Below are 22,574 nucleotides of genomic sequence, written 5' to 3' on the forward strand. Positions count from 1 at the left end.
TCTATGATGGCTAAAGTCCTTTAATTGCGGTTAGCCACATAGCTTCTAAGTGGCTAATCACAAATGATTATTACTAATAATTCTTGTATATCCACTTAGAAATAAGTGGATATTTTTTTACGGTCAGCAGGATTACGGAGGAACGAAAATGCGAATCAAGAAAATTATTATGGGAATGGCTTTAACTAGTCTGTTGCTGCTTAGTGGCTGCAGCAACAAGAAATCAGGAAGTACAGCAACTGTCAAACATGTGGGTATATTGCAAGTGGTGCAGCATCCCTCATTAGATGAGGCTAACAAAGGTTTCAAAGAAGGCTTGAAAGAAAATGGCTACGTTGAAGGCAAGAATCTAAAAATTGATTATCAAAATGCCCAAAATAGCCAAGACAATCTGAAAAGTATGAGTGAAAAACTAGTTAATGAAAAATCAGATTTAATTTTAGGAATTGCTACGCCGGCAGCGCAAAGCGTAGCAAATGCTACTGAAGATATTCCTATTGTAGTAACTGCAGTGACTGATCTAAAAGCTGCTAAATTAGTAAATTCAGATGCAAAACCTGGCAGAAATGTTACTGGAACTACTGACATGGTTTCAATTGATAAACAAATAAAATTGTTATTATCAATAGTGCCTAAAGCTAAAGCAATTGGCATCATGTACAATGCCGGTGAGGCCAATTCTAAAATTCAAGCGGATCTAGCTGTCAAAGCACTTAAAAAAGCCGGCGTTAAAGTTTTAATTAAGACAGCTAACACTACTAATGATGTCCAGCAAGTCACTGAAACTTTAGCTGGAAAAGTACAAGGAATTTACGTACCAACAGACAACACATTTGCTTCTGCTTCCTCAATTATTGGTAAAGTTGTTAAGGAAAAGAAAATCCCACTGGTAGCCGGTTCAACTGACCAGGTTAAAACTGGTGGCTTGGCTTCTATTGGAATAGATTACGAGGCGCTTGGTAAACAAACCGGTAAAATGGCTGCTAAAATTTTAGACGGTAAAGCTAAACCTAAAGATATGCCTGTTGAAAGGGCAACTGATTTGAAATTGGTGGTTAACAAGAAAATGGCAAAGGCACTTGGAATTGATCCTGCTTCAATTAAAGCACCTAAGTAAATTAAAGAAAGGCAGCGTGAATCAATAGTTATGTTGAATACATTTTGGGAGTTATTACTTTCATCTACTTCTCAAGGATTACTTTGGTCATTAATGGCAATCGGTGTTTACTTAACTTTTCGGATATTAGATCTAGCCGACATGACAGCTGAAGGCAGCTTTCCGTTAGGGGGAGCCGTTGCAACGATGTGTATTATTAAGGGAATTAATCCTGTTTTAGCAACTATTGCCGCATTTGTTGGCGGTTTGATTGCTGGCGTAGTTACTGGTATTTTGAACACCAAATTGCGTATTCCTTCCTTACTAGCAGGAATTATTACAATGACTGGCTTGTACTCCATTACTTCCAGAGTAATGCAAAACGCTGCTAATGTTTCATTGTTGGGCAAAGATACAGTTTTTACAATTGCGCAAAATTGGGGATTAAGTCGTAACAATGCAGTAATTGCGATGGGATTGATAATTGCACTTTTGGTTATACTATTATTAGTTGTTTTTTTCAAAACTGAAATTGGCCTAGCTATGAGAGCTACAGGCGACAATCCTCAAATGAGTGCCGCAAATGGTATCAAAACTCAAGGAATGAAAATTTTAGGCTATATGATTTCTAACGGATGCATTGCCCTGTCAGGTGGACTTTTAGCACAAAATAACGGCTTTGCCGATCTTAACTCTGGTGTTGGTACTCTGGTTATTGGATTAGCTTCAATTATTATTGCAGAAGTACTTATCAGGAATCTGCCAATTGGCGGTCGTTTACTTACTTTAGTTGTAGGTGCTATCATTTATAGACTGATTTTAGCCCTGGTATTCCAGATGAATGTAGAACCATCTGATGCAAAATTAGCTTCAGCTTTAGTTTTAGTTGTGTGCTTAACTTTGCCGAATTTCCACTTGCCACGCAATCTTAAAGGAGGAAAGCAAAATGCCAGAAGTACTAAAGATTAAAAATTTACATCAAACTTTTGAACAAGGAACTGTCAATGAAAACCGAGTTTTACGCGGAATTGACCTTAATTTAGAAGCCGGGGATTTTGTGACTATCATTGGTAGTAACGGAGCGGGTAAGTCTACCCTGCTCAATAGTATTGCTGGTACACTGCCTATTCAAGAGGGTCAGATTATTTTAAAAGGTACCGATATTACAAAAATGCCTGTTACTAAACGAGCAAAAAATATTAGTCGTGTATTTCAAGATCCTAAAATGGGAACAGCGGTCAGATTAACAGTTGAAGAAAATTTGGCTTTAGCGATGAAACGAGGCCAACGACGCGGTTTTCGTCCCGGCGTTAAAAAACAGGATAGAAAATTTTTCAAAAAACAGCTTGCACAACTTAACTTAAATTTGGAAAATCGTTTGGAAACTGAAATTGGACTTCTTTCCGGAGGTCAAAGACAAGCCATTACGCTTCTAATGGCGACTTTGCAGAGACCAGACTTGATTTTACTGGATGAACATACTGCGGCTCTTGATCCGCAAACCTCGATTACAGTCATGCAATTAACTGAAAAGTTAATATCCGAACAGCATTTAACAGCTTTTATGGTTACCCACAACATGGAAGATGCTATACGATACGGTAATCGATTGATTATGTTGCATCAAGGTCGTGTGGCAATTGATTTGGCCGGTGAAGATAAACAAAACTTGACGGTGCCTAAACTGATGGAACTATTCCAAAAGCATGTTGGTTCGGGGCTTGAAGATGATGCTATTTTACTGGCATAGCATCTAATTTAAAAAACATTAAATGAGTCCCGAAGGTGATCTAACCTTTCGAGACTCATTTCTTATATTATTTCGAATTTTTTAGTTACACTTGAACCTTCAAAGTGACACTGCCATGATCATTTTTCTTTGCCATCAAATTCTTTGGAGTGCTCCAATTCATCAAACTTTTGTTCATCATCACTTTCGATTGCTGATAATTCTTCTACCCGTCTTTCATGACGACCACCAATATATTTGGCTTCTAACCAATTTTTAACGATCATTTTGGCTAGCTCTGGACCAACCACACGGGAGCCAAATGCTAATACATTTGTGTTATTGTGCATTCGCGAAAGTTTAGCAGAATAACAATCACTGCATACGCAGGCACGAATACCTTTTACTTTGTTGGCTGCTAATGAAATACCTACACCAGTACCACAAATTACAATTCCCAGATCATAGTCTCCGCTAGCCACGGCTTTACCAACCTTTTGCCCGTAAATAGGATAATCAGTTCTCTCATTACTCTTAGTCCCAAAATCATAAACTTCATAGCCCAAACTTTTAACATATTCCATAATTGTTGGCTTCAATTCCAAACCGACATGATCTGATCCAAAAGCTATTTTTATTTTCTTTGCAACCATTTTTACTGATTTTCCTTTCTGATTTGAGCAATTGTTTCCTGATAAGAAACTGACTTGTTAAATAGTGCCGAAGTTCCGAGAATAAAATTATCAACGCCTTTTCTATACAGTTGATTAATTTTTTCTCGTGAAACTGCTCCGTCAATTCCTAAGACAAACTCATACTTTTCTTTTGCTGCGATAAACTGATCCAGCTTTGGCATTACAAAATCTTGAAATGGTTGTCCAGCAAATCCTGGATGAACAGTCATTACTAAAACATAGTCTGCGTTAGGTAAAAGTTCTTGAACTGTAGTGAAAGACGTTCCCGTATTTACTGCAATTCCAGCTTTTTTACCCAAAGCGTGAATATCATCAATCGTCCTTGCAGGTTGCTTTTCAGCATCTGGGCAAAAATAAATAATGTCTGCTCCCAAATCACTAAAGAATTTAATGTAAGAACGAGGATTTTCAATCATCAAATGAGCATCCATAGGCTTCTTCGTCAAGGAACGGATTGTTTGATAATCTTCTGGTCCTAATGCAAAATTCGGAACATATCTACCATCCATTACATCCATGTGATACATATCGACTCCAGCGTTATTCAGCTTTTCAACTTCTTGTTTTAAATTACTAAAATCTGCGCACATCATTGACGGGCTTAGTATTAAAGACATTTTTTCCTCCTTTTTGAGTAATCGTTTACTCAAATTAACATACTGCTATTATTACACTTATTTTTTATTTTGTAAACGTTTTTCTAAATAATACATTATAAATAGAGCAATCGTTCAACCACAAAAAAACTTAAATTTTTATTTTAATGATATAATTAGGCAATAAATGAAGGAGTAAGTAATGAAGCAATATTCAATTAAAGACATTGCAAAATTATGTAATGTTTCAACTGCAACAGTTTCACGGGTAATTAATAATAATGGCAGGTTTTCTGAAAAAACCAGACAAAAGGTTTTAGATGTTATTAAACAAACTGGCTATAAAATCGATAACAATGCCCGTAGTTTGCGTACGAATATTACATTCACTATCGGAATCCTGGTTCCAGACATTAAAAATCCATTCTTCGCCGATTTGGTTCAAAAAATTGAAGAATTACTTTTTTCCGAAAACTATTCCACTATTATTTGTAATACTGATAAAAATGAACAAAAAGAAAAAGCATACTTACGTATGCTTGAAAACAAAAAGGTTGATGGCATTATTGTAATTTCTGGATCTTATCAACATGGTTTTAAATTTCAAAGTTCTCTAAAAGAAATTCCCTACATTTGTATTGATCGCGAACCAGAAAATTTTCATAATACAGTTTTTATTTCTTCTAATCACTATCAAGGTGCCCTAGATGCAACTAATTACTTATTTCAAAAAGGAGCAAAATCTCCAGTTGTCGTGGTCAAAAAGGTTGGCACCTCAATTATATCTAGAATTGACGGTTTTAAAGAAAGTTTGAAAAATCATTCTCTTAAATTCCTCAAGTCGCGCCATGAACTTAAATTGCAAAGTCAATCTTCATTCGCCAAATTTTTGCAAAAAAATCCCAATACTGATAGTTTATTTGCCGTCGATGACGGAATTGCAATGGAATTACTCAAATATCTTAAAAATCTTGGTTACCAAGTTCCACAACAAATTCAAGTTGTAGGTTTCGACGATGTGCCTGCTGCCAATCTGGTTACACCAAAATTAACGACCATCCAGCAAAATACCAGAAAAATTGCACAAACAGCTGTTACCAGCATGATGCATGCCATCAATAAACAAAATGAAAAAGGAAGTCAATTTCTAATTCCAACTAAATTAATAATTAGAGAAACCACAAAATAGCTAAGTAAAAACTTAGCTATTTTTGTTTAAAGATGCTGTTTCATTTCATTGTTATAACGACCATTTGCGGCTAAAATATTTTCACTATCTATTTACAAGTTAACTACGCTATTTACTTCTCCTCCAGAAATAATTGTTTTAGCATCGTTCAAAGCAATTTCAATACTGTTTTTAACAGCTAGTTTTGTGAAGAAAGCAATATGCGGAGTAATTAATACCTGAGGCATTGCTTTTAGTTCTTTATAATCTTCCGGAAGGGAATTCAGCATATTTTTTTATCATAAAAATCTGTTTCATCGGCTAAAGTATCCAATGCTGCAGCAGAAACTTGTCCATTTTTAAGGGCCGCAATTAAAGCTTGTGTGTCAACCAAGCCCCCACGAGCTACGTTAATTAAAATAGGCTTTTTCTTCATTTTATCAAAAGCAGTTTTGTCAATCATGTTTTCAGTACTTGCTAATAATGGCGTATGCAAAGAAATAATATCGGATTCAGCAAGAATCGTATCAAAGTCGGTATAAGTGAGGTAAGGTTCCAGAGATGCGTCATAAACCGGATCACAAGCCAAAACTTTAGCGCCCAATGCGCTGTATAGGTGTGCACTGGCTCCACCAATATGACCGGCGCCAACTATACCGACAGTGCAATTAAAAATTTCAGTACTAATTGTACTTTTATCATAAGTAAAATCACCATGATCCATTCTGTCTTGATAAATCCCAATTTTACGCAGTAAGTACATTGCATCGGTTACACCGAGTTCGGCAATGGCTCTTGGCGAATAAGCTGCAACGTTTGTAATTTTAATACCATTCTTTTTTGCGGCTGCTAAATCTTGGTTATCAACTCCAACCTGCCGCACGGATAATTGCTTAATGCCATATCGCTTAAATTTTTCGTAGACACTGGCTCCGACTGGAAGATTTCCTTCAGAACTCACTCCGTCAAAACCTTGTGCTAAATCAGCATTATCTGCAGACAAGTCATCGTGGACGATTTTTATTTCAACTTGGTTTTTTTGAGCCCAGTTTTCAATAATGCTTTCTTCCATTTTAATTACACCATAACAAATAATTTTCACTTTTTATCTCTCCTATTCTTGCTTTAAAAATTGACAATTTTTATTTTTAAGTTTGACATATCCTATTAAGCCTAATTCACGGTATCTGCAATGCTAAAATCCGTAGCTTTTTCATATTCAAGACCATGAATGCAGGCTAATGGTATATTAATACCACGTTGTCCCATTACTAAACCCGCAGCAGCTGCCAGCAAATCACAAAATGTTTCGCTAGTACCAGTTTTCTTATTTGTTCTCAGACCATTTAAACCATATAAGCCAACTGCTACCTGATTAGCACCTTTTTTATCTGCCCTACCGTCACTGTCAGTAATAATCACACTCGTTTTTACCCCTAACTCTTGGCAAAAAGCATTGCTGATGCGTTTAGCTGTTAAATTACAATTCTTGGGCAAAGTTATCGCCGTATTATTTTTACCCTTGTCAACACCGCCACTAGTTAAAAACAATCCATTTGGCAGCCATGCACCAATATGATTTCCACTTATTTCCAGCTTGCTACCAGTGGGATCACCGGTTTGGTCGATAATTACTTGAATTAAATGCTCATCTTTTCTGGGAATTCGCTGCTGAATTTTTGTGCCAAAGGTGTCGGCACAACTTGGTTTAGATCTATAACATCGCCTTCTGCTAGCGAGCAAATTTTAGAAGCTACACAAATAATATCGCCATCAGCAATTTGAAAATGCTCTTTTTTGATTGTTTTAATTAATATTTGTGGCAAGTCACAAACTTTAGAAATTATGGGTACGCCACGCAAACCAGTAATTGTAACCATATAAAATCCTTATCATAGTCGTTATTATTATTTTGCCTTAATATTTATATAATACTCTAAAAAGTCGAACAAAACTATGTATTTTATGGCTTGGGCAGCATAACAAAGCATTACTCTTAATGATCTTGATAAAGTTAACAATTAAATCTATGTCTAGGAATTTGTATAGTAAAAAAGGCCATTTCAACTAATGAAAATGGCCTTTTGTGTTACTTCTGCTACTGGCAAAACAGCTACATGTTACGCTTTTTATTATATTACATGAAAGCGTGAAAAAATGGACAGTAATAAATTTCTCAATCGCAATCAAATATTATTACCGCTAATCAACCTGCTATCGAATTTTGGTAGTATTCTAGTTGGAATAGGTGGTTCACTAATTATCCGTGAATACTCAGAAAATATCGTTGTTAATGGCTTGATATCCAGTATTAGTTCCTTAGCACTTATTTTGAGAGTCCTATTTATTGGATCACGACTTGATAATGTCGACAAGCGCCGCATGTTAATTTGGATATATATCTTTCTGTGTTTATTCATATTACTGCCCTTTTCTTTTCCCAAAATATACTTTATCCCCTTATATATTCTGGTTGACCTTTGCATTACAATGTTCAGTTTAGTTGAAGAACTATCATTTACGGGAAATTTAAAATCTCTTCTGACTGATAATTCTCTCGAAAAAACAATTAACTACAATTCTATTGCTGGTCTGATCGGTAATATAGCCAGTGTAGCTGCAATAGCAGTATTGATTTTGACTACGCGCAATTATTTATATTTTCTCTTAGTAGCAAGCAGCGCATTTTTCATTAACATTTTTCTTTCTCTAGCTTTACACCAAAGGCATTTTGTTAAAGATAAAAAAATTTTAAAACCATAACTCATTTAATCAAAGTCTGGCACGAGATTATTACTAGTAAAGGCTTACGCGCATCAATTATTGTTGCCATGTTTAATGGTGCTCTTCAATCTGTATTCAACGGATTAATGATTTACTTCTGGAAAGCAATTAATCCTACATATAGTCAAGTATACTGGCTGCTGTTTGCCGTAGTCAGTGGTTTCTTATTAGGAGCAGTGCTTATTCGCTTTGATAACCACTTTTGGTTACTGTGCGCCTTAGTCATAGTCACTACTTTAGCATTAGGTATTTTCTTTTTAAAACAAACAATCGCTACCATGTTCATTAGCACAGTGTTAATTTATGGAGAAACTTTACCAATCAGTAATTGGTGCAGCAAAGTTAGAATTAAAAGAACCAGTAAAAATGTTCAGTCTGCTCAATCAAGTTTTTTGCAGCTAGGCAGTGCGCTACTAAATATCTTTTTTACTGTTGGGGTTTCGGTAATTGCCAATGCCTTATACCGGCCTGCTCTTACGCTCCTTGCTAGCGGAATTTCGTTATTAACAGTTTTTGTCATTTTTGGTATTAACGTGCAAAAATACCGCTTAGGCAAAAGCAAGGGGTCTAATTGATGTGAACCCCAAATTAGGACAGTTTAATAAATTTTAGCTAAGGACTAACTCCCGATATTCGATCGGGGTTAGTCCTTTCAGTTTGCTTTTGATTCTTTTGGTGTTGTAGTAGTCAATATACTTTCTGATTGCTTCTTCTAGTGCGGTTAAGTCCTTGAAGGTCTGTTCAAAGCCGTAGAACATTTCTCGCTTCATGATGCCAAAAGCCCTCCATCAGTCTGTCGTCCAGCGAGTTGCCCTTGCGCGACATCGACTGGTCGATGCCATGATTCTTAAGCCAGGATTGAAACTGCTGGTGCTGGTACTGCCAGCCCTGGTCCGTATGAAAGACCAAACCGTTCAGTGCCAGATGCTTACGCATCAGGCACTGCACCTTCTTATGATTGACTATCAGGCCGCGCCGTCTGAGCTCCAAGGTAATGCGGCGGTAGCCGTAGCGGTCGCGTCTGGTGGAATAGTGCTTGAAGTTAAAGCGCCCGCCCTGGTGGTCTATGTAATAGTCATCTTGCTCATCATAGTGCCAGTTGCTGGGCATAGTTGTACTCGCTGCCAAAACCGGCAGCTGCGCTAAAAAGGATACCAGGGTTCTGGTGTCAGTTGGGTTAGGATACAGGGCATAGTCGATGACGTACTGGTCACAATCTGCAGGTTGTAGCCCGGCTTCAGCTGCCCGTTAAGCATCGGGTCTTCCTTCATGCGGTCATGGCCGGTCTTAGAAAAGCTGTTGCGGCCCTTGAAGGGTCTGCTGTGTTTATACTTCTGGGCGCGAGGCTGGTAGTCGCGGCGGATTCGGTGGAGCAGCTTCTTTAACCGGCGCCGCTTTCATTTATGTTTGGATCCATCCGGAATTGCTTGCGGTTCTCGTTCAATGGTCTGACTAGTCTGGGCCTCTTCAGCCGCCATGGCCCAGACTGACCTGGTTGATAAGTACTGCGCCATTGCCAACCCCGTTCACGATGACGACACTTGGCTGCCAGAGCACCTAGCATTTGACGAATTTCGGGGCGTGGGCCGCAAGCTGCATTTCATTGCCCTAGACGGAATCACTCACCAGGTGGTCAAGATCTTGCAGACCCGTTATAAACACGCCGTCATGGCCTACTTCAGGCATTATCCCGAAATTGTGCGACGCCGCGTCAAGACGGTCTCCATGGACCTTAACTACTATTATGCAGGCATGGCCAAGGAACCCTTCCCAAATGCCCAGGTGATCTTAGACCGCTTCCACGTCGTCCAGATGCTCAACCGCTCTTTCAACGCCTGCCGCATTCAGGTCATGAAGCAGTATTCCAAGGCCAGTCGCAATTACCGCCTGCTCAAGTATTTCTGGAAGCTGGAAGCTCTACTTCAAGCCCTTTGACAATTAGAAAGGATCAGTCCCCGCTACAATTGGCACTTAAAGGACCGGTTGACGCAGGCCCTGCGGCTAGCTCTAAAAGAAAAAGACGTTAAGTAAATAAAGGATTGTCTCAAACACCCCGGCAGACTAGGCTGGCAAATGGAGGTTACCCGCAAAACCTTTAAACGCTGTCTGTCTGACCTGCTCAACGCGGCCAAGTACAAACAGTCCAACGGCTGCCTGGAAAGAGTCAACCGCAAGATCAAGCAGATTGAGCGTACGGCTTACGGCTACCGCAGCTTCAATCACCTGGTTGCCCGTATCAAGCTGGAAGAATCAAAAGCCGTAATCAAAGAAAGAGCATCAAGCTACTTGGTAGCCTGATGTTCAATCAAAAATATTATCAAATTCTATCAACAGGATTTCTTATAGAATGTCAAGTATCAAAAGATTAAAAAATGGATATACTAAAGGTACTTCAAAAAAGCGCCTTTTTGAAAGTTAAATATTTGTTTGACAAAGAGCCGCACAAGATATTTACATAATGCTGCACAATTTAAGTGCATGTAATTAAACAATATCATTATCAAGTTAAGATTTGGAGGCCATAAAATTGCATAGGATAAAATTTTATTTTTACAGGGGCAAGCCTGATTATGTCAATGTACCACTTTCAGGTTAGAGCGTAGAACAAGGAAATTGCGTTGAATGAAGTTAGGGAGAATCTTGCCCCCATCGTTTTCTAATAGTTAGGATACTTGCGTTTATGTCGATGTAAACAAATTAATTCTAATTTATGTATCAGACGCCTAACATTCTTATCTTTGATTACAAAACCATTATGTTTTAATTCGCCGATTGCTGGTGAGAGGCCTTAACTTATAAATAACTCCAAAATTGTCTAACCTTCTGAACTCACCCTAAATAGAATCTTCTTATATTGTATAGTCAATGTAGCTACTAGTATCCTTGGGCTTTACTAAATTTTTGATTGACTTCTCAAAATTACTTTTAAGGTACTAAAAAGATCATTGTCCGACTATAATTTTCTAAATGATTAGCCTAAGTTAAGCTTTATACTATAATATGTTAATTAATTTAATAAAAGTATATATACCAGAAACAATAAAACTATTCTGACTACATGATGCATTAGATGAAACGATTTATTCAAAATACCATGTAAAATTGCTGAAATAACAATTAATAAATTCGAAATTGCAGTTATAGTTAAAAAATTTTTGTAAGTAACTAAAAAAAATGTAAAAACAGATAATCCTGCAAGAAAAGTTATTATGCTTAAATATGAATGATTATCATTTTCAAAAAAATCCCAAACAGCAGCTATACTAGATAAAATCATAAATATGAATAAAATAATAATTCCAATACTTGTTTTCATCTTAATGTTCCTCAATAATTAAACTTACTTTTTATTTTTTTACTCATGATTAAAAGTATGATATAAAATCTAATTCATACCATCATAAAAAATATGTCCATCTCTATATATGAAAATCGCACCATACCGATTGGGATTTTTATTCCAATTCTTGATAGGCTTTCCAGCGAAAAAAGCCTTTTACATTCAATTTCTGCTTGAACTAAATTTTTGGTAAAGGTTGTCACACTTAACAAATTCGTTTTAACCGGATAGTCCGTGTTGGGATCAATTATATGATGGTATTTACAATCATCAACCATTAAATAGCGTTCATATGTACCACTAGTTACAACAGAACTTTCAGGAGTCATTAATGTAGCTATACTATTCCCAAATTTCTTAAATGGATTTTGAATATCGACAATCCAAGTTCCATTATTGATTTCAGGTGAATTACCTACAAATAAAATATTACCGCCCAAATCAATTACACCTGCTTTTATTCCATAAGAATGCCACAAATCTCGTACTCGATCTGCAATCCAACCTTTAGCAATTCCACCTAAATCAAGTTCCATTCCTTCTTTAGTCAAGAAAACAGTTTGATCTAAATCATTTAGTACAATGTCGTTAGGACCTATTAGTGCATTAAAACCGAAATTCTCTTTACTTATATTAACTACTAATTTAACTAAAGAATATGTTCCACTGGAGACTTGTATTTTCTTTTTCCCTGCAGCATGATTAATGGACATTAGTTCAGATTGATTCCTGTTTACTGTTAATAATTTTTTATAATGATTAATCAATTTTACTGATTGATCAATGATATCATTACTTTGAGTTCCATAAGTCTGTAAGTTTATAGTGGCTCCCATAGCTTTATAATGATAAGAGTTATATTTTTAATCATGATATTCAATTTTTTGAGATACTTTAAATTTAAATCAATTAACAATGATATAAAATTTAATATTATTAATTCTAAATTTAATGATAATTTTTGGGGCTCTAACTGTCAATAACAAATTATTCTCTTACTACCGTTCCTCTCATTTATACCTTACATAATAATTTCAGCTCTTTTTGATACTTGACATTCTATAAGAAATCCTGTTGATAGCTATCTTAGACTAATTTCTATGAGATGCTATTGGCAGGATTTTTTGGGCACAATAAAAGAGGCCCTAAGCCCTCTTGCCATATAACCTTTTACACTGCTCTTCAGATCTATTTAGGAGTTTGCTTATGAACTTTCTGTCTAATTATATTAAACTTTTCCTCAATATTAAAGACCCTAATCGAGAAATTAACCAGGTCGTCCTGGAAACAATTAACAACGTTGAAACCAAAGTCTGCTACTGTACCCTTAAATTGGCTGCCTGTCCTTACTGCCACTCAAGTCACGTCTGGCACAATGGTCATGTACGCGTTAAGGTCAGATACCTCAGCAGCGATGCCAGCCAGACCGTGCTGCTTAAGCTGGCCAAAGAGCGCTTCCCAAATGCTCAGGTAATTTTAGATCGCTTCCACGTCGTCCAGATGCTCAACCCCTCTTTCAACACCTGCCGCATTCAGGTCATGAAGCAGTATCCCAAGGCTAGTCGCAACTACCGCCTGCTCAAGTCTCTACCTCAGGCCCTTTGACCAATTAGAAAAGACTCAGCTCTGCTACAATTGGCACTTAAAGGACCGGTTGACGCAGGCCCAAATTGTGACTGACGGCTTAAAACTTGATTCAGTCTTGGAAAACACCTATAACTTCACGAAGGACCTGCTCAATGCAGCTAAGTACAAAGGCCTAATGACCGCCTGGAAGGGGTCACAAGCAGATTGAGCGTACGGCTTAATCTGATAGCCTGGATTAAACTAGAAGAGCCAAAAGTTGTAATCAAGCAAAGAACATTAAGCTACTTGGTAGCCTGATGTTCAATCAAAAATATTATCAAATTCTATCACTAGGAAATGACAAAGAGCCCATTGAAATTGGTCTCTGATCTATTTGTGGTTGGTAAATAAATAATATCAGGACTAAGCAGAAGTGTATACGAAAAATCAAGTAATATCAATGATTAATTTAACTTTTATGCTCAAAGTAGTCTAGGTTATTGAATAATTCAGTTTTTCCTTTGCCTAGCTGCTCTTTTTAAGGCCGCATTAAAAGAGTTTAACCTTTTGGCTTAATTTTGCGGTTAAACTGTTATAATGAACTTGATCAAATTATTACGATTAAAGCCCAGTTCTTAACTGACTACGTTGTAATTGATTAAGTGGTAAACAGTCTGAAGCAACTTATGGACTGCTGCGATTGCGATCTTCTTAAAGCTGCGCGCTTGAGAAGATCGTTTTCGTTTGTCGTAATAATACGCAATCTGGTAAGCACGTTGATGCGCTTACCAGATTGCCGGATTCATAGTAATGCAGGTCAATGCCCATAAAGTCATTGAGCGCGCTGAGATTACGGAAGCGTCTGAGATCGCCCAGTCCGCCTAAAAGACATAGTGTCGTTATTTGTGAAATCTCGAGAATATCTCCAAAATGAGTTTGTTTGACTTAACAATAATTTGCTTAACTGCTTACGTTAAATATTAGGCTTGCTACGTACCCAGTAAGTCTGAATATCTATTTTTTATTAATATTGAGTTTTTAATTTCTATGTTTCAAATATTTTTTAAAAAAATTAAAAAAGCGCTCGCAAAAATAAAAGCAAAAATATAAAATGTAGTTGAAAAAAGGAGGTGATTATTATGCATGATGGTATAGAAAACAAAAATTTGTTAAGCGTTGAAATGCTTCAAGAAGTTGATAATTGCGAAACATCTTTTATTGCTAAGAAGCAGTGGCTTTTAAATCATATTATGCAATGGGTTTTAAGTTAATTTCGATTTTTAAAAAGACAATTCTAGAAAAAGACATGTTATCTTATATTTAATTGATGATAATCATTTCTAGAATTGTTTTTTTTGAAAGGTTTTTGTTAAATGAAAAGTAAGCTTTTTCCATTACTCGGTAAAATATTTATTGTAATTAGTATCTATTTTATTATTGAACTTGTAGATAGAGCAGTATATATTTTTTTGGCAGAGCATTATTATTTTGATACTAAATGGAAAATTTTACGGGATACTATCACTTTGATGATATTTTTATTTTATAGTTATAAAATGAAAATTTTAACTAAAGATGATCTTACAATATCTTTTAAACCGTTAATATTGGCAGCAATTATAGTTTTCTTGTTTTTATATATTTTTACTAGAAGCGATCCAAATCAGCAATACAATACTGTTCAGATCTTTAGAGCGGTTAGCTTTTCACCAATAATTGAGGAATTAATTTGTAGAAAATTAATTTTATCTGAATTAAACGCAAATGGATACTTAGTGACAGGAATAGTCATTAGTACGATCGTTTTCGTGTTGTTGCATTTCAACTTTAGCTTAAATGGGATTATCTTTTTCCTAATTATGAATTTTATCCTTGTAGGATTGCAATTGAAAACCAATCATATTATTAATAACATGTTGTTACATTCATTTTCAAATTTATTGATATTAACATTATAATCTTTAGGAGGATAAAAAATGCAAAAGGATTTGATTGATCAATTAGTAATTGATTTTAATTGTAAGTATGATAGTATCGAAAGCTTGAATATAAATATTGAAAATCATCGATTTAAGTTAAAGGGAGACGAATATTGTGTAGTGGCAAATCCGATTTTAGGATTGGAAATTTGGCAAACGCCTGATAGTATTCTTGTTAGAAGTAAAGATTTTTGTATAAATAGAAAACAAGACTCTTCTGAAATATATTTTAATAGTAAATTGAAGGCCACTTCTGATATTGGTTACGGTGTAATACGTGGTGAGGTCACAAGATTAATTAGAGCAAGAAAATTACATGACGCATATTTTTATCTTCATGCTGCTTTTGTTCGACTGGATCAAAAAAATTATTTAATTATAGGAAATAAGGGCACAGGCAAAACCTGTGCAACTCTTCACTTTTTAAGTAAAGGTGCCTCTGTTTTTACAGATGAAACAGTTATTTGGACCTCTGATAAAATCGATTTTATCCAACGCTCTCCAGCTCTAGATACAGTAACACTTAATACGTATTTTTCACAGTTATCAAATTTAGTATGGCGTAAACAAAAAAGTATATTAAATATACAAAAAAAGAATCTATTAAAAATTAAATTAGAATCTCAATTAAAGGATTATCAGATATCAAAAGTATTTGTTTTAACAAGGGGAAACATTTGTTTAAATAAAATGCAAATGCTGAAACTAGTAGCCAAACAATTTGGAACGGGTGAATTATCTGTAAATAGTACAGCGATAGCAGCATTAGAAAATCTATTAAAATGTGTGGAAGTCACAAATATTAAGGAAATTGAAGAAGGAAAATTTGATGACTAATAAAATTTCTGTTGTTAAACAAATAATTAAACGTGAAGACATAGAAGGAATTATTCAGCACGGATCTACTGTACAAGGAGTGGCCGGAGCAAATAGTGATTATGATTACTATGTAATTGTAAAAAATAAAGTGACAACTCCAGTTTTTGCTGAAAGAATAAATAATATCAAATTTCATATTCAAGTAGTTGATCAAAAATCATTTGAGAAGGAAATTAATGATTTTGTACCAAAGTTAATGATGGCACTATTTGATACTAACATTATTGCTGGTAGATTGTTACAGGGAAAGGTTATTTTAGATAAGGACAACGCTACTTTTAGTTATCTTAATGATAAACGATCAGAATTAAAGCTTCAAGTTCCAAGATTGATAAAAAAATTTCGATATCAGGCTATAGGATTTATGGAAGATTCTCAGCATTCTAATACATTATTTCAATATATATGTATTGAAAAAGCAATTGATTCTCTTGCAATTGGCATATTAATTAAGAATAACTTTTACAATTTAAATCCTAAGTGGCAGCCTATATTTTTACAAGATTTTTTATCTAAAAATTTATATGATAAATATACAAGAGCAAGATTCTTTTTGCCTAATATTGAATCTACAGAAATACAATCAACTTTAATACAATTATTAAATGAGCTTACGAGCAAAGAGGAAGAATAGTGATTAATCCTAAAATAACGAATAATAATGGGCTTAAAGTAATTGATGAATTTTTTAATTTTGATATCCCATTGTCATTGATATTCCATAAATACATCGTTTCCAGCCACTTAATAAATCTTGATATTTATTTTACTTGTAAGGACAGCTTTGTATTAAGTCTATTAAGTAACTATTTTGACTTTACAAATGATATAAGAACGGGCACACAAAATTTGATTGTAAGATTTGACTTAATCGATTCTAATAGCTTTTTTGATGGATTTAGAAATTGGTCTATTGAAGAAAAAGATGGTATTGAAATAGGTAATGACAATCTAGGTAAAAAGTTTTATTTATATAATTATATATTGGTCAAATCAAGTTTAAGCGGTCAATATATAGAAGTATATTATAAAAATAATGAGCAGTTACAAAAAAACTTTTTTTGGATAATAAAAACAATTGAGTCAAGAATTGCATTATTAAATATTAGTAACATGTCTGATGTAGTTCATGGAGACTTATATAAAGATGACAAAGGTAAGCTTATATTAGCTTTTGGTCCTTCTTTATCTGGTAAAACTAGCTATTTCAATAGTTTATCTTCGCTGTCGTTAATAGGTGATGAAATATTATGCGTTACAAAAGAATATATTTTCCCCTTGGTCAACTATGTGCGGAAATACGTATCATCAACAACAAACATAACCTATTATGAAGATTACAAGGGTATAATTCGTTCAGTAGCTAAGCAAGTACCTATTAAAAAATATTTGAGTTCAGATATTAAAGAAATAAACATACTGTATCGTAGTAATTCTAATAAAATTGTTCATGTTAAAAATCAAAAAGAAAAAGCTCAAATTTTATTACAGTATTTTAATAATGGGGTTTTACAGCCATTTTTGGAAACTAAAGGCAATTTTGAACTAATTACGTCGAAATTGTGTAAAAAAGACTTGAATATTATTTATCATAAATAAAGGAATAAAAATGTTGAAAAATTTTAAATATAAGACTTATTCTACAGGTATATGGTTTAATGAAGGAGCTTTAGCTGATCCATCTGGTTTATCTGGTTTACATCATTTAGTAGAGCATAGTTTATTTCGTGATAAAGAAATAACTGTGCTGAAAGATAAACTAGAGCAAAATGGCTGCTATATTAATGCTTTTACAACTTATGATATTACCGCGGTATATATACAATGCGTAGAAAAATTTAGACCTTTGGCAGATCAACTAATTGAAGACTGCCAAGCTCAACTTTCTTTAAATGAAGCATTATTTAAAACAGAAAAAAAAGTTGTAAAAAGTGAGATCCAATATTACAAAAGCGATCCAATCGAATATTTAGCAGATATCTTAAGTGTTTTGGCAAATAACAGTAAACCAATTCCAAAAATTTTAGGTACAGTTAAGACTATTGATGATATAACTATAGACGATTTGAAAAGGATATATTCAAAAATGTTAAATAATTATATTGTTGTTAACTCACTCCCGGAAATTGCTAAAAATTGTTTAAAAGATAGTGATGTGTCTCAAGACAATAATTTTCAAAAATTAGATACTGATAGAAGTTTATATTGGACTACATTTGGAAATAGCAAAAATACATATTATTATGGAATAAATTTCTCGATTCCAAAGTCTATGGCAGAAATATATACTGATATATTTGAGATCTTGAATAAAGAATTTATGGAAGTAATAAGAGAAAAATATGGTTTAGCATATAGAATCGAACGAAATATGACAATGGATACAGATACTGTCTATTTAAAATTTGTTTTTCAGTCTAATAATAAAAATTATGATAAATTGATTTTGCTTGTGGCACATATTTGGAAAAATTTTAAGAAACAAGACTCGAAAAACTTAGCAATAAAACTAGAACAACAAAAAGAAACTACCAAAAATATGCAACAAATTAAGACAGATAATCCTATTGGAGCAATCAAATCATTAGCTATTAACAATTTAAGCCTATTTAATAAGCAAAAATCAAGTAATTTAGCTGAATGTTTAAGTGCATTATCTAGTATAAATTACAACCAAGTTTTATTGGTTCCTACTTCGGTACAACAGGTAAGGGGAGGAATTAAAATTGGACAAGGAATCATCTCTGCACTGGAATAAACCCTCTAGTATTGAAAAAACTACAGATGGACGATATATACTTCCAATTAAAACAGGTATGCTGCTAATAAATAAGGAACAGTTAAATTTCTTAAACATTTTTTTACAAAGAGACTATTCCTTACGAGAAATCGAAAAGTTGTTTTCAAATGACATTCAGCAAATTGATACGCTTGTTGAATATTTTTTTCAAAAAGGAGTTTTAATAGATTCCCAGGGAATAACAAACAAAATTTCAATATATTCAATTTTTAAAAGGATTTATTTCTGGACAATTCCTAAGTTTATATATGATCGTGTGCTAAAATCAATTGATAAAGTAGCAAAAAATTTAAATATCAGTTACTGTACAAGTGTAATGATACTGATTAATCTACTTTCAGCATTGCCTACTATATATTTATTTTTTGCTTTGAAAATAAATTTATCTATTATCGAACGTAACTGGTATATGTTGCTAATTGGCTTTGTCAGCGCTTTTGTACACGAAGTTTTTTTAAGTATATATATCCGAAAGCAAAACAGACCCATAAAAAGGTGGTTTATCAAATTCGTTTTTGGAATGTTTATTTCTTTGGGAACTAACTGGTCAAGCATGATGGCAGAAAGTAAAGAAAAAAGAATAAAAATGTTTCTTTTTGCACTTAATTCTGTCATAACGGTTTCAAGTATTTTGGCTTTTATATCCTATGTTTTATATAGTTGTAATCAAGTATATATTTCTTATACGCTGTATCTTATGACAATTGCAAATGATAGTTTTGTTTTATTAGACATATATCCCTTTCTTCTTAAGAATGATGGATATCAACTTTTCCAAGAATTGACGGGTACTTATAGATTGCGTGCAGCATTTTTTCGCTGTATTGTTGCAATGTTTTATCCAAAATATAGAATAGAGTGGTATTCAAAAAAGAATATAGAAAAAATATTTATTTTAATATGGGGAACAATGTTTATTTTTTCTATGTTTGGCATAATTTATGCTTCAATTCATGCTATAAGGATTATTTTTTAAATTTTATTTTTATTCGAAAATTGCAATATTAAATTGAACACCCTAGCATGCTTGATAGATGCAATCTAATCTTCGTTCATATATTTCATCGGGAGTGTGGTAGGCTAGCAACTTGCGCGGCAGGTTATTGCACCACTCTTCAATCACGAAGATCGGCTCTAGGCTGTAGTCCTTAATCGCATTGCCTTTGGGAATGAAACGCCTGATCAGCCGGTTATGCCGCTCCACGCTGCCCTTCTCGCATGAAGTATACGGATGGACATAATAGACCAGGGGATGGGAGATTTGTTCAAGGTCAGCCAGGTTCGTAAACTCGGACCTGTTGCCCGTGGTGATGGTCTTGAAGACCTAGTTCCAGTGCTCGCGGTACTGAGCGTGCAGCTGCGTGATGGCATCCATCACGCTGGCGGCTGTCTTGTCCTTATTGGGCATAATCATGAACTTGCGGGTCATACGCGTTCATAAAAGGTCAAGAGGGCCTGGTCATCTTGGGTCTTGTGGCCCAGAACCAGGTCGCATTCCCAGTGGCCGAACTCTTAGCGCTGGTCAATGTAGCCGGGCCGCTGTGCAATACTATGTTCCAGTCTGCGCTTGTGCTGGCGTACCCGTTTGCTTTGCTTGCGCTTCAAGGCCTCGGGCAGGTCCAGGGGTTTAATTCGCAAAAGACCGCTGGCTATATAGTGGTAGAGCGTCTTCGTGCCGTCTGGGCATCATAGCGCGTGGTGTGGTAATGTTTAACCTGGCCGCGTTCAAGCTCGTACTTGATTGTGGTGGGCGAGCAGTGGAGGACGCGGGCAATTTGGCGCAGCGACTGGCCCTGTTCGTGCATGATTTGTATGATAACCCGGTCAGTTAAGGCAAGATGTTGGCCTGTTTAGTGACTAATATGGTAAAAATAAGCGGGTTCATTGGAAACTTCTTTCTAGAATGGCTGGACAATTACATTCTATCAAAGAAGTCCAATGGACTTTTTTCATTTTTTAAAACAAGGTACTGTTCAAGTTCATTTTACAATCTACCAAAAATATAAATTTTAGTTGAGGACTAACTCCAATTGAATATCGGAATTAGTCCTTTCAGTTTGCTTTTGATGTTGAGATTGCAATCCTAACGATAAGTTCATTATTTTATCTAAAAGATTAATAATGGGCGAACCCAAACTTAAAATTTTGACTAATTGATTTTATTTGAATGTGAGAGTCACTATTTAATTAACTAGTGTTATAACACTATTAGGATTTTAGAAAGAAAGAGTAACTTATGAAGCAGATAGTTAAGCCAATTAAAGACTCGAATGTATTAGAACAAGTAAAAGATTGTCTTCTTCATATATTTGAACAGGCAGAAGAAATTACACTATTTTTCAGGTAGGTAAGGCAACTTTACTTAGAGTGAGCGATGTTCTTAGGCTTAAAAAAGAAGATGTTTTCGATCATCATGGTCGTGTTAAGAGAAATGCGTATACTATTGATAAAAAAACTCAGAAAAGGAATATCTTATATCTACGTCCAATTGAACGAGATTTAGAAGATTATTATGATTGGCTTGAGAAATACGAATCTGAACATCCTAAACAAACTATTTTCACGAGTGAGTGGTTATTTCCTTCAATGACACATCCTAACAAGCACATCGATGAACGTAGATTCTACATGATAATGCATAAAGTTGGTGAAATACTACAAATTGATTACCTTGGCACACACCATGAGAAAAACTGGTGCTTATCGGGTATATGTACAATCTCATTACAATGTTGCCCTAGTGTCTGAATTATTAAATCATTCATCGGAAAAAGTAACATTTCGATACCTGGGATTAGACCAAGAAACACGTGAACATATATTAGACACAATTGATTTTGGGTAGTAGCTAAAATTTAAACCAAACGACTGTAGATTTTTGCATGTAATACTACCTAAATATATATTTGCTCGTATTCCATTCTTGCAATTGAGTATAATTTTCTTTTTTTACTTGTTTTAATATGATATACTTTCTGTGGGAAATCCCACAGAAAAGGAGAAGTTATATTATGCAAGTTATCAACAATTACAATGCTCATACAGATAGTAAAAAACGGATTACACTTCGTAAATCTAAATATGACTATTACCACGTAAAAGAATATGACAACGGCTGCTTAGTTCTGGAGCCTAGAGAATTAGTTAAACCAAAAAATATTTCCGATAAAGCATTAAAAGTAATGGATGAATCTGTTGCTAATTTAAAAAAAGGAAGAGTGTCTGCACCAGTAGACTTATCGGACTTTTAAATGCGGTTTAACATTATAATGGGAGTGCCATACATGGATGAGTTATGGCAAAAGTTACAGACATCTTATCGTAGTAAATCAATTAGTAAAGCTGACGCAAACTTATATAAAAAATGGGGTAAAGCTTTAAAATTTTTATCCGAAAATCCAAAACATCCTGGTCTTCATACACATGAAATTTCATCACTAACAAATAGATATGGAATGAAAGTGTGGCAGTCTTATTTAGAAAATAAGACTAGCAATGCAAGAAGGATGTTTTGGGTTTACGCACCTAATGTAGGAGATATAACCATTATTGGATTAGATCCACATCCTGAAAACAACAAAAATGGCGCCTATGATAGAATTGATTTATCTAAAATACCTAAATAGACCATTTAAAATTCAAAATAATTTGGACTAATTTAATTCTTCGTAATAAAACACTAAACAGATAATGCATATTTATTCAGAATAATTTCTTTCTGCATAAGTTTTTCTAAACTTAGACTTATTAATAAATTATCAAACAAAAAGGTGGATACTACATAAATGATATGATCCCCAAATTTAGGACAAATTTGGGGGTCATTTTTATGTCTAAATTATCTAAACAAGATAAAATTGAAATCTATCATCTTTGGCACGATTATCAAATAAGCCCTGCTGAGCTAAGTCAGCGTTATCGGGTTGGCAAGACTAATATTAA

General features: G+C 34.5%; 21 protein-coding genes and 7 pseudogenes. 19 read left to right on the forward strand and 9 right to left on the reverse strand.

Annotated elements, in window-relative coordinates; genetic code table 11:
• Positions 1 to 148 precede the first annotated feature (148 nt).
• From H3T43_RS08760 to H3T43_RS08770, 3 genes are read left to right on the forward strand one after another with little or no spacing between them, the layout of a single operon-like run.
• Positions 149 to 1,117: an ABC transporter substrate-binding protein gene (locus H3T43_RS08760; RefSeq protein ID WP_198214010.1), complete on the forward strand. Its 969-nt coding sequence runs from the start codon at positions 149 to 151 to the stop codon at positions 1,115 to 1,117.
• A 33-nt stretch (positions 1,118 to 1,150) separates the two neighbouring features.
• Entirely contained in the window at positions 1,151 to 2,065 is a 915-nt protein-coding gene (locus H3T43_RS08765; protein ID WP_370520806.1) for an ABC transporter permease, read from the forward strand.
• Positions 2,043 to 2,846, forward strand: coding sequence for an ABC transporter ATP-binding protein (locus H3T43_RS08770; RefSeq protein ID WP_198180403.1), 804 nt, complete (start codon positions 2,043 to 2,045; stop codon positions 2,844 to 2,846). The genes H3T43_RS08765 and H3T43_RS08770 overlap by 23 nt, the downstream gene beginning before the upstream one ends.
• 119 nt (positions 2,847 to 2,965) lie before the next feature.
• On the opposite strand, the gene rpiB is transcribed toward H3T43_RS08770, so the two are convergent.
• A complete protein-coding gene (gene rpiB / locus H3T43_RS08775) occupies positions 2,966 to 3,463 on the reverse strand; it encodes a ribose 5-phosphate isomerase B (RefSeq protein WP_370520807.1) in 498 nt (165 codons plus the stop codon).
• Between the two features lie 17 nt (positions 3,464 to 3,480).
• The gene (locus H3T43_RS08780; RefSeq protein ID WP_198214016.1) at positions 3,481 to 4,137 is read right to left on the reverse strand and encodes a ribulose-phosphate 3-epimerase; all 657 of its coding nucleotides are present in this window, start codon (positions 4,135 to 4,137) and stop codon (positions 3,481 to 3,483) included.
• Positions 4,138 to 4,318: 181 nt separating this feature from the next.
• Between H3T43_RS08780 and H3T43_RS08785 the strand changes: the two genes are divergently transcribed.
• The gene (locus tag H3T43_RS08785) at positions 4,319 to 5,305 is read left to right on the forward strand and encodes a LacI family DNA-binding transcriptional regulator (protein ID WP_198214018.1); all 987 of its coding nucleotides are present in this window, start codon (positions 4,319 to 4,321) and stop codon (positions 5,303 to 5,305) included.
• A 92-nt stretch (positions 5,306 to 5,397) separates the two neighbouring features.
• Here H3T43_RS08785 and H3T43_RS08790 read toward each other — a convergent pair.
• Positions 5,398 to 6,386, reverse strand: a pseudogene (locus tag H3T43_RS08790) (D-2-hydroxyacid dehydrogenase).
• A 71-nt stretch (positions 6,387 to 6,457) separates the two neighbouring features.
• A pseudogene (locus tag H3T43_RS09650) lies at positions 6,458 to 7,164 on the reverse strand (coenzyme F420-0:L-glutamate ligase).
• Positions 7,165 to 7,441: 277 nt separating this feature from the next.
• Here H3T43_RS09650 and H3T43_RS08800 point away from each other — a divergent pair.
• Both H3T43_RS08800 and H3T43_RS08805 read left to right on the forward strand, forming a co-directional pair.
• Entirely contained in the window at positions 7,442 to 8,047 is a 606-nt protein-coding gene (locus H3T43_RS08800) for an MFS transporter (RefSeq protein WP_198214020.1), read from the forward strand.
• Between the two features lie 107 nt (positions 8,048 to 8,154).
• Positions 8,155 to 8,643 carry a hypothetical protein gene (locus H3T43_RS08805; RefSeq protein WP_198214022.1) on the forward strand — a complete coding sequence of 163 codons (489 nt, stop codon included), beginning with the start codon at positions 8,155 to 8,157 and terminating at the stop codon, positions 8,641 to 8,643.
• A 33-nt stretch (positions 8,644 to 8,676) separates the two neighbouring features.
• On the opposite strand, the pseudogene H3T43_RS08810 reads toward H3T43_RS08805, so the two are convergent.
• Both H3T43_RS08810 and H3T43_RS09655 read right to left on the reverse strand, forming a co-directional pair.
• Positions 8,677 to 9,100, reverse strand: a pseudogene (locus tag H3T43_RS08810) (IS3 family transposase); the annotation flags it as partial.
• Positions 9,080 to 9,513: pseudogene (locus tag H3T43_RS09655) on the reverse strand (IS5/IS1182 family transposase); the annotation flags it as partial. The pseudogenes H3T43_RS09655 and H3T43_RS08810, both read right to left, overlap by 21 nt.
• Positions 9,514 to 9,544: 31 nt before the next feature.
• Between H3T43_RS09655 and H3T43_RS08820 the strand changes: the two are divergent.
• Both H3T43_RS08820 and H3T43_RS08825 read left to right on the forward strand, forming a co-directional pair.
• Positions 9,545 to 10,003, forward strand: coding sequence for a transposase (locus tag H3T43_RS08820; protein WP_198214024.1), 459 nt, complete (start codon positions 9,545 to 9,547; stop codon positions 10,001 to 10,003).
• Positions 10,004 to 10,141: 138 nt separating this feature from the next.
• Complete coding sequence (locus H3T43_RS08825; protein WP_198214026.1) at positions 10,142 to 10,366, forward strand: transposase; 225 nt, start codon at positions 10,142 to 10,144, stop codon at positions 10,364 to 10,366.
• 1,087 nt (positions 10,367 to 11,453) lie between these two features.
• On the opposite strand, the pseudogene H3T43_RS08830 reads toward H3T43_RS08825, so the two are convergent.
• Positions 11,454 to 12,244 (reverse strand): annotated as a pseudogene (locus H3T43_RS08830) (FAD:protein FMN transferase).
• 370 nt (positions 12,245 to 12,614) lie between these two features.
• Between H3T43_RS08830 and H3T43_RS08835 the strand changes: the two are divergent.
• A complete protein-coding gene (locus H3T43_RS08835; protein ID WP_198214028.1) occupies positions 12,615 to 13,013 on the forward strand; it encodes a transposase in 399 nt (132 codons plus the stop codon).
• 672 nt (positions 13,014 to 13,685) lie between these two features.
• Here H3T43_RS08835 and H3T43_RS09660 read toward each other — a convergent pair.
• The gene (locus tag H3T43_RS09660) at positions 13,686 to 13,895 is read right to left on the reverse strand and encodes a transposase (protein WP_198214047.1); all 210 of its coding nucleotides are present in this window, start codon (positions 13,893 to 13,895) and stop codon (positions 13,686 to 13,688) included.
• A 218-nt stretch (positions 13,896 to 14,113) separates the two neighbouring features.
• Between H3T43_RS09660 and H3T43_RS09560 the strand changes: the two genes are divergently transcribed.
• From H3T43_RS09560 to H3T43_RS08870, 7 genes are all read left to right on the forward strand, one after another.
• Positions 14,114 to 14,245: a hypothetical protein gene (locus H3T43_RS09560; RefSeq protein ID WP_255534833.1), complete on the forward strand. Its 132-nt coding sequence runs from the start codon at positions 14,114 to 14,116 to the stop codon at positions 14,243 to 14,245.
• A 102-nt stretch (positions 14,246 to 14,347) separates the two neighbouring features.
• Complete coding sequence (locus tag H3T43_RS08845; protein WP_198214031.1) at positions 14,348 to 14,932, forward strand: CPBP family intramembrane glutamic endopeptidase; 585 nt, start codon at positions 14,348 to 14,350, stop codon at positions 14,930 to 14,932.
• Positions 14,933 to 14,950: 18 nt separating this feature from the next.
• Entirely contained in the window at positions 14,951 to 15,790 is an 840-nt protein-coding gene (locus H3T43_RS08850) for a hypothetical protein (RefSeq protein ID WP_198214033.1), read from the forward strand.
• Positions 15,783 to 16,466, forward strand: coding sequence for a hypothetical protein (locus H3T43_RS08855; protein WP_198214035.1), 684 nt, complete (start codon positions 15,783 to 15,785; stop codon positions 16,464 to 16,466). The genes H3T43_RS08850 and H3T43_RS08855 overlap by 8 nt, the downstream gene beginning before the upstream one ends.
• Positions 16,466 to 17,431 (forward strand): hypothetical protein, encoded by a 966-nt coding sequence (locus H3T43_RS08860; RefSeq protein WP_198214037.1) that lies wholly within the window; start codon positions 16,466 to 16,468, stop codon positions 17,429 to 17,431. The genes H3T43_RS08855 and H3T43_RS08860 overlap by 1 nt, the downstream gene beginning before the upstream one ends.
• Before the next feature lie 10 nt (positions 17,432 to 17,441).
• On the forward strand, positions 17,442 to 18,590 hold the full coding sequence (locus H3T43_RS08865; protein WP_198214039.1) for a pitrilysin family protein: 1,149 nt from the start codon (positions 17,442 to 17,444) through the stop codon (positions 18,588 to 18,590).
• Positions 18,559 to 19,608 (forward strand): hypothetical protein, encoded by a 1,050-nt coding sequence (locus H3T43_RS08870; RefSeq protein ID WP_198214041.1) that lies wholly within the window; start codon positions 18,559 to 18,561, stop codon positions 19,606 to 19,608. The genes H3T43_RS08865 and H3T43_RS08870 overlap by 32 nt, the downstream gene beginning before the upstream one ends.
• 42 nt (positions 19,609 to 19,650) lie before the next feature.
• Here H3T43_RS08870 and H3T43_RS08875 read toward each other — a convergent pair.
• Positions 19,651 to 20,437: pseudogene (locus tag H3T43_RS08875) on the reverse strand (IS30 family transposase).
• 431 nt (positions 20,438 to 20,868) lie between these two features.
• On the opposite strand from H3T43_RS08875, the pseudogene H3T43_RS08880 reads away from it, so the two are divergent.
• The 3 genes and pseudogenes from H3T43_RS08880 to H3T43_RS08890 all read left to right on the forward strand — a co-directional run bounded on the left by H3T43_RS08880 (position 20,869) and on the right by H3T43_RS08890 (position 22,258).
• A pseudogene (locus tag H3T43_RS08880) lies at positions 20,869 to 21,477 on the forward strand (tyrosine-type recombinase/integrase).
• Between the two features lie 166 nt (positions 21,478 to 21,643).
• Positions 21,644 to 21,883, forward strand: a complete 240-nt coding sequence (locus H3T43_RS08885) for a hypothetical protein (protein WP_046325825.1) — start codon at positions 21,644 to 21,646, stop codon at positions 21,881 to 21,883.
• Positions 21,884 to 21,916: 33 nt separating this feature from the next.
• The gene (locus tag H3T43_RS08890; protein ID WP_198214043.1) at positions 21,917 to 22,258 is read left to right on the forward strand and encodes a hypothetical protein; all 342 of its coding nucleotides are present in this window, start codon (positions 21,917 to 21,919) and stop codon (positions 22,256 to 22,258) included.
• Positions 22,259 to 22,574: the final 316 nt, after the last annotated feature.

Origin of the sequence: Lactobacillus sp. M0396, from assembly GCF_016101625.1 — a bacterium.
Taxonomy (GTDB): domain Bacteria; phylum Bacillota; class Bacilli; order Lactobacillales; family Lactobacillaceae; genus Lactobacillus; species Lactobacillus huangpiensis.

Bases quoted from the DNA above. Each gene is read 5' to 3' on its own strand.
- H3T43_RS08760 (WP_198214010.1), top strand. From the start codon at position 149: ATGCGAATCAAGAAAATTATTATGGGAATGGCTTTAACTAGTCTGTTG.
- H3T43_RS08770 (WP_198180403.1), top strand. From the start codon at position 2,043: ATGCCAGAAGTACTAAAGATTAAAAATTTACATCAAACTTTTGAACAA.
- H3T43_RS08780 (WP_198214016.1), bottom strand. From the start codon at position 4,137: ATGTCTTTAATACTAAGCCCGTCAATGATGTGCGCAGATTTTAGTAAT.
- H3T43_RS08785 (WP_198214018.1), top strand. From the start codon at position 4,319: ATGAAGCAATATTCAATTAAAGACATTGCAAAATTATGTAATGTTTCA.
- H3T43_RS08800 (WP_198214020.1), top strand. From the start codon at position 7,442: ATGGACAGTAATAAATTTCTCAATCGCAATCAAATATTATTACCGCTA.
- H3T43_RS08805 (WP_198214022.1), top strand. From the start codon at position 8,155: ATGATTTACTTCTGGAAAGCAATTAATCCTACATATAGTCAAGTATAC.
- H3T43_RS08820 (WP_198214024.1), top strand. From the start codon at position 9,545: ATGGCCCAGACTGACCTGGTTGATAAGTACTGCGCCATTGCCAACCCC.
- H3T43_RS08825 (WP_198214026.1), top strand. From the start codon at position 10,142: ATGGAGGTTACCCGCAAAACCTTTAAACGCTGTCTGTCTGACCTGCTC.
- H3T43_RS08835 (WP_198214028.1), top strand. From the start codon at position 12,615: ATGAACTTTCTGTCTAATTATATTAAACTTTTCCTCAATATTAAAGAC.
- H3T43_RS09560 (WP_255534833.1), top strand. From the start codon at position 14,114: ATGCATGATGGTATAGAAAACAAAAATTTGTTAAGCGTTGAAATGCTT.
- H3T43_RS08845 (WP_198214031.1), top strand. From the start codon at position 14,348: ATGAAAAGTAAGCTTTTTCCATTACTCGGTAAAATATTTATTGTAATT.
- H3T43_RS08850 (WP_198214033.1), top strand. From the start codon at position 14,951: ATGCAAAAGGATTTGATTGATCAATTAGTAATTGATTTTAATTGTAAG.
- H3T43_RS08855 (WP_198214035.1), top strand. From the start codon at position 15,783: ATGACTAATAAAATTTCTGTTGTTAAACAAATAATTAAACGTGAAGAC.
- H3T43_RS08865 (WP_198214039.1), top strand. From the start codon at position 17,442: ATGTTGAAAAATTTTAAATATAAGACTTATTCTACAGGTATATGGTTT.
- H3T43_RS08885 (WP_046325825.1), top strand. From the start codon at position 21,644: ATGCAAGTTATCAACAATTACAATGCTCATACAGATAGTAAAAAACGG.
- H3T43_RS08890 (WP_198214043.1), top strand. From the start codon at position 21,917: ATGGATGAGTTATGGCAAAAGTTACAGACATCTTATCGTAGTAAATCA.